Below are 13,202 nucleotides of genomic sequence, written 5' to 3'. Positions count from 1 at the left end.
ATTCTGAATACAAAGCAAGACATCCCTTTAACTATTATTTTTAAGACTTTTTATGTCTTTTTAATTCCTGAAGAACTTCTTCTATATGATAGAATTTTTTGTTACCATATACATACGGAGTGAGTTTTAGAACTCCTTTTTTTTGCCATCTCCAGAGGGTTACATATGAAATAGGAGGATTAAATAGTTTTCTTATTTCATCAAGGCTGTAATAATCTGCATCTGGATTAATGAGTTCTACCTCTGTTTTTATATAGGTTTTCATCTTTTATTTCTTAGATATTCTTCAGCTTTTCTATCCATAATATTAGGTTTACCTTGATGTATCCATTCTATAATTTCTTTTTTAGAAAAGGTTAGTGGCTTTCCTCTGGAGAGTACAGGGATTTCATACCTACTGATTTTGGAATACACAGTAGGCTTACTATACCCAGTTATTTCACAGACTTCATCCATAAAAATGATGTCTCTTTCTTTCTTTTCCGAAGGCGATTGTTTTTCAGGGTTTTGAAACCTTTGGAATTGTTCTTGAAAAATTTCTTGTTGTAATTCTTTGTATTCTTCAATAGTAAGAGTGTACAAAGGTTTTGATAAATCGCTCATTGTTATTGTTTTTAATAATTACTAATGAGCATTACGTAATGCTTTGTTTTTTAGATATCTGTAACAAAACAACGAAAGAAATCAAGGTTTTGCAAAAAATAATATACTCTGCGCAGAGTGGTTTTAGGGTAAATTCAAACGATAATGTAAGTGTTTAAAAGTAAAGGGAATAGTTGTGGTTATATGAAAATATAGGACTCTGCGTGGATTACTATTGTGATTAGAATTAGTGAGAGAGGTGATAATTATTCATTAAAATTAGTTGTGTGTTAGGAAGATTCGTGTCGAATTTGTATTTTTTCTAAATAAAAAATTACCACAGAACACTTTTTACATATGGATTTATCTCATGATGATTTTCAAAAAGCACGTAGGATTAGTAGGTATATTCAAGAATATTTGGAAATGCTTAATCAAGATGGATTAAGAAGTACTGATATATATCCTTATTTAGCAAAAAAAGGGATTATCGAAAAAGATAAACATCAAGGGATTCATTTTAGAAAATTTCTACACAAGCTTAAGAAAATGGAGCTTCTTAACTTAATACCTCAATGTTCTTATCGAAATACAACCACAGATTTTGTAGAATGGTATTTTTATAGGGTTTCGGACAATAACGAGAGTGCAGCTAATGAAGATAATTCTTCAGAAAATAAAAAACTACATATTCCTATACTATCCGAACTTGAAATTGACACATTGATAGAAAAAGCGAAACCTCATGTTGAAAAGTTGCCAAAACGTGATGAAAGTGAATTCTCTTATACGGAGTTAGAAACTAGAAAATTGTACCCTAGAGCGTATGAAAAATGGACAGAAAAAGAAATCGAAATAATGACTAGAGCATATAATAAATTTCAAAAAATAGACAAAGTAGCCCAACTTTTAAAACGACAACCAAGTGTAGTGACCAAGAAAATTAATGAGAGTTTAACATAACTACATTGCTTAGCGATGGCTTATTCTGTTTCTCTGTTTATCGTTTCCATTATTTCTCTAAAACTATGTAGTCCAGATTCTATGTTTTCAATAATTTCATTCGCTAAAATATCTGGATCTGGTAGATTGTCTAAATCGGTTAAACTTTTGTCTTTCAACCAAAATATATCCAAACTCGTTTTGTCTCTTGTTATTATTTCGTCATAACTATATTTTCTCCACCTACCTTCTTCATTTTCTTCACTCCAAGTTGCTTTTCGTTTGTTAATATTTTTGCCATTATACAACTCGATAAACTCTTTTAAGTGTTCCTGCCGCATTGGATTCTTCTTTGGTGTATGATGTACATTGGTTCTGTAATCATAAAACCAAATGTCTTTTGTCCACGGGTCTTTGCTTGCAGGTTTATTATTGAAAAATAACACGTTTGCTTTAACTCCTTGGGCATAAAATATACCTGTTGGTAACCTCAAGATAGTGTGCAAATCTGCTGTTTTCATTAATTGTTTTCTAACCTCTTCACCAGCTCCACCTTCAAATAAAATATTATCAGGTAACACAACTGCTGCTTCTCCATTTATTTTTAATTGTGTTTTTATGTGTTGTAAAAAGTTTAATTGCTTGTTGGATGTGGTTTCCCAAAAATCTTGACGATTGTAACTTAAATCTTCTTTTACAATTTCGCCTTGTTCATTGGTAAAAGTCATACTGCTTTTTTTACCAAAAGGTGGATTTGCCAATACATAATCATAACGTTCTCCATCATCTGCAATCAATGCATCATTCGGGTTTATAAACGATTCTCCGTCTATTTCTCCAATGTTGTGCAAATACATATTCATTAAGCACATTCTACGGGTGTTGGCAACAATCTCATTACCGTAAAAGGTTTTGTTTTTTAAAAACTCTTTTTCTTCTCTATCTAATTTGTTGTTATCTACGATCCAATCGTACGCAGCTAAAAAGAAACCTCCTGTACCACACGCTGGGTCAATAATTGTTTTTGATGGTTTTGGCTGTACACAAGCTACAATTGTTTTAATTAATGCTCTTGGCGTAAAGTATTGTCCAGCTCCACTTTTGGTGTCTTCTGCATTTTTCTCTAAAAGTCCTTCATAGATTTTACCTTTTATATCTGCTCCCATCATACTCCAATCTTCTTTGTCGATTAGATGGATGACTTTTGATAATTTGGCAGGGTCTTGAATTTTGTTTTGACTTTTGGTGAAAATTTGCCCAAGAGTTCCTTTTTCTGTAGAAAGAGTACGCAATAATTGACTGTAAAACGATTCTAATTCTGCACCTCTTTTATCGGATAGCGTTTCCCAATTGCAAGTTTCACTATCTGCAATTTCATTGCCTTCTACATCCTTAAGTTTTGGAAACACCAAACCTTTATTATATGGTGGTTTGTTTAATTCATCCGCCATTTTTAAGAATAGCAAATACGTAATTTGTTCTAAATAATCTCCATAGCCTACACCATCATCACGTAGTACATTGGCGAGGTTCCATATTTTTGATATTATTGTTGAGTCTGTCATAATATTTTAAGTTATAATGCTAAAAGTTCATCTACATTTTGTGACATACATTGAAACATTGTAGATTTCCAATAATTCAAACCGTAATCATCGGCATAATTGCTTTCACTTGTTTGAAGTTGAGTAATAATTTGCTGATTAGACAAGCCATTATTACTTGAATCTTTAATTATTTTTAATTCAGTTGAAAGTGTAGAGTTACATCTTTCTTTATATTGTTGAATTAAGTTTAAATCTTCAAAATGCCATTCGATTATTTGAAAATCTTCATCACTCAAATTTTCAGGTTTTTGAAGTGATAAATTTATGATTGGTGTTTCTGCTATAATTGTTAAGTCAGAAAATAAAAATTGATTATCAAAAAAATCATCATTATAAAAATGAATAAATCGTCGTCTATTATTCTCTCTCCATTTAGTTGTTTTAATCTGATTACAATCATAACAACAAGGAATCAAGTTTTTTACTAAAAACGAATATTCAGGAAATTCATCCTTACCTATATAATGGTCTAATGTTTTAGGTTTGTCTAATAAACAAAATGGACAAAGCATTTTCAAAACAGTTGGCTGCTCAGAAAATATTGATGCTTTTATTGGCTTTCCTGTTTCAGTTAAGCTTGAATAACAACCTTGAAGATGATTTCTTTCCTCGATTTCCGCAACTGTAAATTCTGATGATGGTTTGGCTTCTAATTCAGTAAATCTATCTAAATATTGAATATAAGAAGTTTCAACACGAGTTTTAATATTAGTTAAAATAGTTCGACCAGGATTATATTTCTCCTCGACTATTTTTTTAAAAGTCTCAAACTCATTGTTTCCTATGTAATTACATTGCATCATAATTTTGATTCCATTTTAGATAATAGATAAATACGAGCATTTAAACTTAAACCGTGTTCAAATAAATCATTGATTTCTTTAAAAGATTTATCTTGATTTATTAATTCGTCTAATTGAGTTTTATATAATTCTTTTTCTTCATCAACTTTAAAAACAGTATTACTTATTTGAGATAAGTTTTCACCAAAACATTCAATTGTAGGTGAGTAAATCATCGGGACATTATCTTGGCGATCAAATATTCGTATATATTTAGAGGGTATTTCTTGAACAATTACTGGTGAATGCGTTGCAAGTATACAGAATGATTTATATGTATTCAAAATAATATGAATTGTTCTTATTAGCCTTCCTGCAATATTAGGATGTAAATGTGTTTCAGGTTCATCAAAAATTAGAATTGAATTATCTTCAATTGATTCAATAAATCTTGTAATGAACTGAAAAATTATATTCTGTCCTGAACTAAATATATTTTCTGTATGATCAATAAAATTTTGGCGCTGACTTACATTACGTAATTCTTTTAAATTAAAATCCAAGTATTCTGTTTCTAAAGAACTATGAATACATTTATACCATAAATCAGTTTTAGCTTTATCTTTTGCTATGTTTTTATAAGATTGCCATATTTTGGATGAGTTAATTTTTTCATCTACAACACCATTTGTGCTTTTTATACCGATAAATTCATAGTTTGTGTCCTTTTTATTTGGGAGTTTAAACTTGTCAAAGAAACTAAATGAAGCGGCAATTATCTTTGAAAAGTATGGTCTTTTAGGATTAAAAATACCTTCCTCCGAATTGTCTACTAATTTATTTGCAAATTGCGATAGATATTTTGTTTTACCAGTTGCGTTTTTCCCAACAATACAATAAAATCTATAATTATTATTGATAAAATTATCGAATGTAAAGTTAACGACATGGTCTTCTAATGCCGTTCCTATTCTATATCTAAAACTAAATCTTTCATTCCATTCTTTAGTTTTAGATATAATTATATTTTCAAAATTGTTTATAATATATTCAGACTCAGAACTTCTTAAAAAGGACTTTTGAAAAACATCTAACGTTCTATACTTTTGCTGTAAGTTCTTATCTTTTGCTACATCATTAAGATCATTTAATATTTTTGAAAAAATATCAGGAAAAACCTCAACTAACCTTTCATAATATTTAGGTGCAACACCCAAAGAAAAGTAATTGGAATTCAAACTTGTGAATTGATCGGGAATTGTGGTCTTAAAATCACCAGAATTATTAGCTATTTTAACTGATCCTAATTCAATTTTGCAATTTGGACTATAAAAAAGAGTAAGATTGAAAATAGTTTCAAAATTATGATCATCCCAATTATTTCCACTATAGAAAATAACGGGGTATTTAATTTCATAATCTAAAACTGAGAAATTTTTAAAATAAATATCCCTAATTGTATTTTTTCTATTTGCCCAAAGATTATCAGTTTTTACAAGAATTGGAAAACTACGTACTTTAACGATTCCTTGTTGAAGCTCATAATTAAATATTTTTGATGAACTTAGTTCGTGAAATTCAACATTAGAATAATAGGTTGCTTTACCAGTATCAACACTGTATTTTTTTAACTCATTGGCAAGTCTTTCATTTAATGAACTTACTTTATCCTTTTTTATTTGTCCAATTGCTCTTACAGTAAAACCCTCTGTTATTAAAATTAAATCGTGTTTTTGATATTCCCCTTTTTCAACTCTACCAATTACTAACTTTTCTTTTTTTAACAATTCGTAAAAACTAGGTTCACCACTTCCCCAATTACAACCAAGTTTCCAAACTTGATTTTTACGTTCAATCAAAAAATCAAATTTTTTAAATAACTCTAATACATCTTCAATATCATACAGGTAATCTGTTTTTTTATAAATAAAACCTAATGCTGTTCTTGCAATAACACGTGGTGGATAATGTTTATCTTTAAAAACTAAACTATAGGTAGTCCAATTATCATTGGTGCTTTTGTTTTTATCATATAATAAAATTGCTTCAAGAATATGATTCCGATTTATTAAATTAAACTTATCCATATTTTAAGCCTTATGTTTCTTAATCCTTCCCAACAAAACACTAGCAGGCTCATACTCTTTATGTTGTTTGCATTTTTCAATTTCTTCTAAACTTAACAAAGTACCCTCAAATGCTTTTTTAAGTATGCTTTGGCGTAAGGCTTGGGCTTTTTCTAAACTGTTTGCAATGTCTTTTTCTACTTTATCACAAACGGATAAACGGCTTTCTATTTCTTGAACGATTTTATGTTGTTCTTGAAGTTTAATTTTAGAAATTTCGATTGATTTCAGGTTATTCAAATTAATTCCTTTTACAGTAGTACCACTTGATAGTTTGACTATTTTTCTTTCTGTAGATTTAAATAAATAATGGATAAACTTATTGAATGTATCAAATTTTGGTTTTACAATTTTCAAATCTTGATTGATTGCTGTATCAATTTCAGAAATAATACTTTTCCCGGGTGAAATTCTAGTTATTAAAATTATTTCATTCTTTTTAGCCAAATTAGCAGAACTATTTTCGAGTCCTTCTTCAGTTATGAAATCTTGAGTGTTTTTTAGAAAATCACCTTTAATGTCTTTTACTGAAGCCCAAGGAATGTTTCCATTCCAATAATTTGGTTCTCTTTTACTTGGTGTTCCTCCTCCAATAAAATCAAATAATGCTCCAACTGTTGTGGTTTCCCAATCTCCCTCAAAAGCCTTTTTTAAAACTGCTTGCCTATAAATAACCAATTGGTCTTGTGCTTTTATTAAATCGGCAATCCCACTGTCTAAACTGCTAAAAAGGGCTTCTATTTTTTTTACAATGGCTTTTTGTTCGACTAAAGGTGGTAATAAGAATTTCTTTTTTGCAAAAACAGAAATCCAATATCGTTTATGTGTATCACTTCTAACTTGATTTACTTGCATAGCAAAATATACAAGTGGCATATTTACCAATTTACTTGTTGGTACAAGTATCTTCATTGCAGATGACTTTACCTTAAATTTAAAATTCACATACTGCGTAGCAGTTGTGAAATCATCAAAAATTATAGCTGGTAAATTATCGAAAATGCCATCAGTTTCGTTTGTATAACCTTTAATAAAAGTTTTGCCAGCTGTTAAAACTGGCATTTTATACCGGTCGTTGTATTTAGTGCTTTTTACTATGTATTTTGTAGGTTGTTCGTAATCTAATAAATCTTCGAAGTAACATTCAATCCAATCTTCCCTCATTATTTTCCTCCTCCAATTATTTTTTCAATCATACTTCCTCCAGGCATTGTTGGTGATGCATCGTCTTTTAAAAGTCCAGAATCTGCACGACTAAATAATGATTGCATAATTAGATGTTGCTCTGTTGGATCTATATTTTTTTCTTTTTTAAGAGCCAGAAATACGTAGGCTAGTTGTTCACGTTCTTCGGCATCTCTCACCAAGTGATAAGAACTAAATGTTAATTTGGAAAATATCCTGATTGTAAATGCTAAAAAGGACACAAAGGTTATAAATACTATAGACCAACGAATTGCACTACCAGAGCTTGAGAATAAATCTTTTAGAGTACCATCAGATATAAAATAGAGAACTGCTCCTAGAGATAGAATTGCAATTACAGAACACGATATTAAAGCAATAAGCCATTTTTTGCCCTCACCTTTTAACTTTACTGCTCTATCGTTCCAATATTTTGCTGGTGCTTCTAACTTTAGTTTTTCTTTGTATATGGATTCTAACTCCTTAAATGCTTTGTCGGAATCTGTTAAAAAACTTGAAAACTCATTTTGACTATCAGTTTTCCAAGTTCCGTACTGCGTATTTTTCTTTTTTATTAATCTTGAAATTGATTCTTCTTTACTTATATATAATTGCTCTTTTTCTGCAATATGGTCATCAACTTGCTTATCAGACGTCAAAAGATTATTTAGATATTCAGAACGAATTTTGCTTAAAGTTTGTCTCTCATTATTTCTACGTTTTACTAAGTCAACATCTTGAGTAAAAAATTCATAAGCCCTATGCCAACCGATGAAGTAGTTCTTATTAAAATAATTGTATTTGAAATTTTGATCCATTAAGAAATCAAAAGCACCATTAGATGCTCCTACAAATTCACTATCTAATTTTAGAAGAAAATCTGTAGTTGCTGATTCTTTGTTAAAAAAGTGTGTGTTATTTTGTGAGTTCTTTTCAAGAAAAATCTTTAATTGATTCCATTCTCCTTTAACATTACCAACCTTTGTTATTAAACTCCGAGTAGTATATGTTTCAATTTCATTTATAGATTGTTTAAAATGTGATTTGGATTGATCAAATATTTGTGGGAGTGGTTCAATATTATTAAAATATTCATGTTGTTTTTTAAAAAACTGGTAGATAGTATCTAAGCCACTTAATTCAATCTCAAAATTAGCTTGAGGATAGAAAACTTCAATTGATACGGAATTATACCAACTTTTGTCTTCGGATTGGCGAATTAATTTTCTTATTTCTGTAACATTCATACTATGCTGCTAATACTTCATTGAGTTCGTTAATAATTTCATTCGTTTGGTTGCCAAATAATTGATACATTTTTCCTTTTCCGCCTTTGGCATCAAAAGGTGTATAATCTAAATCGTCTATTTCTATATGGTAACTGCTCACTACGTGGTCTTTAATCATTCGTAACCAATCTAGTTGCTCTGGTGTAAATCGATTGTGTTGTCCTGTATGTTGATTAAAAATCCATTTATTAAAGTTAGTTTCAATGGTGCTGTCGTAGGCCTTCAATTCTTTGTCTATTCCGCAAGCTCTTCTAATTAAAGATACCAAAGCGGTTAATTGGTCTTTCGGTTTAGCGGGTACTTCGAGAGCCTCAGTGTCCGCTTGTGCTTTGGTGGTATAAGCATCCCAAACATAATGAGGGGTAAGTAAGGGTTTTTCCATCCGCAATTTTTCCATCACCTCTTTGATCATTGTAAAGGTGATAGCTCTACGATTATAAGGCTGGTTATAAAAAATACTTAATGCTTTAATTTCATCTTTGTTGGCTTCTAAATATGTGGTGAAATCTTTTACAATCTCCGTGGCTTTATCTACAGAAGTCGTTTCCCATTCACTTTTGGTAACCGTATCTATATTTATGCTATCTATAATTTGTTCATGTTGTTTGCGTACATTTTCTAAATAGTTATTTAATTCGCCATTAAAGGTTTTGCTAGCTTCTAAAATCAATTGTTCTTGAGCTTCTTTTCGACTACGCTCAATGAACTCTGGTGTTTGGTCGCTAAGTGGAGTCGAAGCGGCAATTTCTCGTGTTCTTTCTTTAATGGCATCCTGGTCGAAAGCAGTAATTAATTCTTTGGTAATTTGTTTTAAGTTTTTACCACCAGAAAACTCCAACAGTTTGTCTTTTTCCTTATCTGTAATTTGTTTCTCTAAACGTATTAATCGGTTTGCTAAAGACAAAAATAAATCTTCGTCTGCAACTCCCATGGTTACTGCACCCAATAAATCTTTCATTGGTACAGATGGTTTACGTTCTAAAGGTCTGCTATCTGTTTTTTTAGATTTGGTAGCACCAACAGCATCTACAATTACGAAATGCGTTTTAGTTCTTGCTGTTTTTGTTACTAGTTGTAGGGAGTCATTATTAATAGTTCGTGTACCACGACCTTTCATTTGTTCAAAATAGTTGATGCTTTTTACATCCCGCATAAATAATAAAACTTCTAAAGGTTTTACATCTGTTCCTGTAGCAATCATATCTACCGTAACTGCAATACGTGGATAATACGAATTTCTAAAACGGTTTAAAACCGATTTTGGGTCTTCCTCAATTTTGTACGTTACTTTTTTACAAAAGTCATTTCCTTCGTCAAATTCTTCTCGAATGATTTTTATAATATCGTCTGCGTGACTATCTGTTTTTGCAAAAACTAACGTTTTTGGTACTTCGTATTCGCCATTTTCGTCAATACGATTTGGATAAATAGTCGTTTTTAAAGCCTTTTTGTATTCTCTAATGATGTTCCTTATTTGGCTAGGATTAACTACTTTTTTATCTAAATCGTTGCGTTTGTAATCGGTGTCTTCATCTTCTTGTTGCCAACGTTTTTTACGAGTTAATTTATCTCGTCTGTCCACAAACCAACCTGCTTTTAACGTTTCGCCATTTTGAGAAATCTCTGTTTCTATGGTATACACATCATAAGGAACATTTACGCCATCTGTTACAGACTCCTCGTAAGTATATTGGCTCACTACATTTTCATTAAAAAACCCAAAGGTTCTTTTGTCTGGTGTTGCAGTTAAACCAATGAGAAAAGCATCAAAATAATCTAAAACTTGTTTCCATAAATTATAAATGGAGCGGTGGGCTTCGTCAATGACTATAAAATCAAATTGCTCAATGGGTATTTTTGGGGTGTACTCTACAGGAACAGCTTTATTTTTAGCCATTTTGTTTTGTAGCCAAGAATTTTCGTTTGGATTATTCAATTCAGCACTTTCATCTAGTTCTTCTCCTTTTAAAATAGAGTAGAGGCGTTGTATGGTTGAAATACATACTTGACTGTCCGAAGCGATGTAGCTTGAAGATAAACGCTGCACATTATACAGTTCTGTGAATTTTCGGTTATCATCATTGGGCTGAAAGGTCATAAATTCCTGTTCTGCTTGTTCGCCAAGATTTTTGGTGTCAACCAAAAACAAAATACGTTTTGCGTTTGCGTGTTTTAGCAAGCGATACACAAATGTAGCAGCAGTAAAAGTTTTACCAGCACCAGTTGCCATTTGAATCAAGGCTTTTGGTCTGTTCTTTTTAAAAGAATGCTCCAGGTTATTAACAGCTACAATTTGAGCAGGACGAAGTCCTGTTACATCTAAAGCAGGAATTGACAATAATCTTTCTCGAAGACTTTTACCTTTTTTTAACCATTCTGCAATGGTTTCGGGTTGATGAAAACTAAAAACATGTCGCCCTCTTGGTTTTGGGTCTCGATAATCTGTAAATCTTGTGATAGTTCCTGTGCTTTCATAAACAAAAGGCAAAGGGTCATTATTTAAGTATTTTAATTTTGCGTTGGCGTAGTTCGAGGATTGTTCTTCTACAACCGTAAGTCGGTGTCCCTCATCTTCACGTTTTGCTTCTATAATCCCGACTGGTTTTCGGTCTACAAACAAAACATAGTCGGCAGGTCCAACATCCGTTTGGTATTCACGTACTGCAACGCCTTTGCTTGCAGTTAAATCAACCTTGTTTTTTGACTGAACCAGCCATCCAGCTTCATGTAGCATTTCGTCTATTTTATCACGAGCTATTTGTTCAGGATTTTGATTGCTAGCTGGAGCCATACAAGTATCTAAAATTTATTTTTACAGCAGACTAAAATACATATTTTTCAGCTAACTGAATGTTGGGCGTTGACAAAAAATAGTTCTTTTGGTTTTCTGAATTTTGGATTGTTTGTCGACAAAAATCAAATCTACAAACAAACTTCCATACCTCCTTATGGATTTCCGTAATCGTAAGTTATTGTTTTTTAAATCTACTTATCGAATTACTTCTTAGTAGCTTTAGAGAGTGATCTATGTACCATTATTATGAAATTTTATCATACAAGCAATCTCTATAACATTATTATTTATTGACAACTAGACAAACACCACCCGTATGTGTTTAAGTAAAGTATTTTAAAATCTTATCAAACTGCTAATAATCAGTTTTTTATTTTTTTTTAGCAGTGAAGCAGGACTTTAATCTGTAACCTTTGGGTTATGTATGATATTGAAGGGTTTCAAATTTTGGAAAGTATGTGTTCTACTGATTTTTTTCGATTTAATCTATCTCCAGAAGCATTGCGAAGCTGTGATTCAGTAAACCCTTTACCGTCATTTTTAATGAAACAATTTCTTGTAACAAGCCAAATATCTTTATCAAGATTTACTGTTTTCTCTGATTTATAAACCAGATATTTTACAAACCATTGTAGTTCTTTATTTGTTCCTATCCATTTAATTCGATCTTTAGGTTCAATTTTTTGATTTTTGAAAATATCTTTAAAATTTTCAAATGAAGTATTCTTATCTATAAAGTTTTCTTTTTTCAATAGACTCCAGATATCCATAAAATCAACAATATTATCTCGGATATAATTTGAGTTAGTTTGAAGATTTTTTAATAGAAATGTATTGTAGGTAGTTTTTGGTTTTCTAACCTTGATATCATGAGATATTCTCTTTTGTATTAGTTCTTTCTTTTTATATTTTTTGATAACCTTAGATACGTTTTTATTGAAAAATATATTTTCATATTGTAATATAACTAGCTCCAAAAATTCAATGAATTTTTTAAAGTTATTGTTAAATGAATTTGCTAGATGATAATTTAAAAACGTATAGATGTACTTTAATCCTATTTGGTACTGCCTTAATTTAAGAGCAAACCAATAATCAAAATCATTACATCTAAGAGTAATAGTAAAGTTTTTTAGGTACGTATAGCTGTCTGATTCTTCTGGATTTGTTGAGGATATTATTTTAAACTTTAGTTTTTGGATTAGCTGAGAAAGTATTCTTCTGGTTTGCTTTTTTTCATATTCTATGGGATCGTGAAAAAAACAATCCGTTTCAAAGTCAAAAATGTGATTGGTATAAATATCGTGATGATTAAAATAAGTTTTCATTTGGATGATGTTTGATGAATAAATGAAGAAAAAAAATGCCTGTTTTCTATGGTTTTTCATAGAAAACAGGCATTTTTTAATACGATAGAATGTTGAAGAATTAGATCACAATCTTCTGGTAAAAAGTTCGATATCTGTCCCGTTTGGAGTACTTAATCCTCTTGATCTTTTGATCAAGAGGATTTTTTGTTTTTATATGTTTGTGAGAGATGATAATTTTATGCAAAGCAAAACCAGTATATAGTTCTATGGTAAAACTCTTATGTTTTAAATCATTAGTTAAAAATTTCGACCTACAGAGTTAAACGTTTAACCCGCGAGGCAGACCATTTAACCCAATAGATCAAGTGACGCGTCTTTTTGACGAAGCGTTTAATAACGAGAGTTGAAAATTTAACCCAAGGAGTTGAATTTTTAACTAAAGACATTAAAACTTTAACCTTGAAGGTTAAAATTTCAACCTGCTGCGCTAAAATTTCTGCTTTTGAGGTTAAAATTTCTATCTTTTTGACCAAACAGAAGGTCTTTTGGAGTAAACACATTTATTCTGTTATCCCGTATTTGATC

10 protein-coding genes are annotated in these 13,202 nt (G+C 30.8%); 1 reads left to right on the top strand and 9 read right to left on the bottom strand.

All coding sequences use genetic code 11. The annotated features are described in order from the left end of the window. Nucleotides 1–40 precede the first annotated feature (40 nt). Together H527_RS22565 and H527_RS22560 are read right to left on the bottom strand one after the other, a co-directional pair. Nucleotides 41–265, bottom strand: a complete 225-nt coding sequence (locus tag H527_RS22565; protein WP_035088711.1) for a hypothetical protein — start codon at nucleotides 263–265, stop codon at nucleotides 41–43. Further along, nucleotides 262–603, bottom strand: coding sequence for a helix-turn-helix domain-containing protein (locus H527_RS22560; protein ID WP_035088822.1), 342 nt, complete (start codon nucleotides 601–603; stop codon nucleotides 262–264). Before H527_RS22560 ends, H527_RS22565 begins: the two co-directional genes overlap by 4 nt. Before the next feature lie 336 nt (nucleotides 604–939). Here H527_RS22560 and H527_RS0117845 point away from each other — a divergent pair, with 336 nt between their 5' ends. Next, entirely contained in the window at nucleotides 940–1,545 is a 606-nt protein-coding gene (locus H527_RS0117845; RefSeq protein WP_027413943.1) for a hypothetical protein, read from the top strand. Nucleotides 1,546–1,565: 20 nt separating this feature from the next. Here H527_RS0117845 and H527_RS0117840 read toward each other — a convergent pair whose 3' ends face one another. The 7 genes from H527_RS0117840 to H527_RS0117810 form a co-directional block, all read right to left on the bottom strand. Then, complete coding sequence (locus H527_RS0117840) at nucleotides 1,566–3,089, bottom strand: class I SAM-dependent DNA methyltransferase (RefSeq protein WP_027413942.1); 1,524 nt, start codon at nucleotides 3,087–3,089, stop codon at nucleotides 1,566–1,568. A gap of 11 nt (nucleotides 3,090–3,100) precedes the next feature. Beyond that, nucleotides 3,101–3,934 carry an HNH endonuclease gene (locus H527_RS0117835; protein WP_027413941.1) on the bottom strand — a complete coding sequence of 278 codons (834 nt, stop codon included), beginning with the start codon at nucleotides 3,932–3,934 and terminating at the stop codon, nucleotides 3,101–3,103. After that, nucleotides 3,931–6,000 carry an AAA family ATPase gene (locus tag H527_RS0117830; protein ID WP_027413940.1) on the bottom strand — a complete coding sequence of 690 codons (2,070 nt, stop codon included), beginning with the start codon at nucleotides 5,998–6,000 and terminating at the stop codon, nucleotides 3,931–3,933. Before H527_RS0117830 ends, H527_RS0117835 begins: the two co-directional genes overlap by 4 nt. Nucleotides 6,001–6,003: 3 nt before the next feature. Then, nucleotides 6,004–7,203, bottom strand: a complete 1,200-nt coding sequence (locus H527_RS24235; RefSeq protein WP_051316862.1) for a restriction endonuclease subunit S — start codon at nucleotides 7,201–7,203, stop codon at nucleotides 6,004–6,006. Then, entirely contained in the window at nucleotides 7,203–8,471 is a 1,269-nt protein-coding gene (locus tag H527_RS0117820) for a DUF6161 domain-containing protein (RefSeq protein ID WP_027413939.1), read from the bottom strand. The genes H527_RS24235 and H527_RS0117820 overlap by 1 nt, the downstream gene beginning before the upstream one ends. A gap of 1 nt (nucleotide 8,472) precedes the next feature. Continuing rightward, complete coding sequence (locus H527_RS0117815) at nucleotides 8,473–11,304, bottom strand: type I restriction endonuclease subunit R (protein ID WP_027413938.1); 2,832 nt, start codon at nucleotides 11,302–11,304, stop codon at nucleotides 8,473–8,475. 443 nt (nucleotides 11,305–11,747) lie between these two features. Continuing rightward, on the bottom strand, nucleotides 11,748–12,635 hold the full coding sequence (locus H527_RS0117810) for a hypothetical protein (protein WP_027413937.1): 888 nt from the start codon (nucleotides 12,633–12,635) through the stop codon (nucleotides 11,748–11,750). Between the last annotated feature and the right edge of the window lie 567 nt (nucleotides 12,636–13,202).

The sequence above is a fragment of the Aquimarina muelleri DSM 19832 genome (assembly GCF_000430665.1).
GTDB classification, from domain to species: Bacteria; Bacteroidota; Bacteroidia; order Flavobacteriales; family Flavobacteriaceae; genus Aquimarina; species Aquimarina muelleri.
The sequence above is the reverse complement of the archived record's forward strand: the minus strand, read 5'-3'. Positions and strand labels throughout refer to the sequence as shown.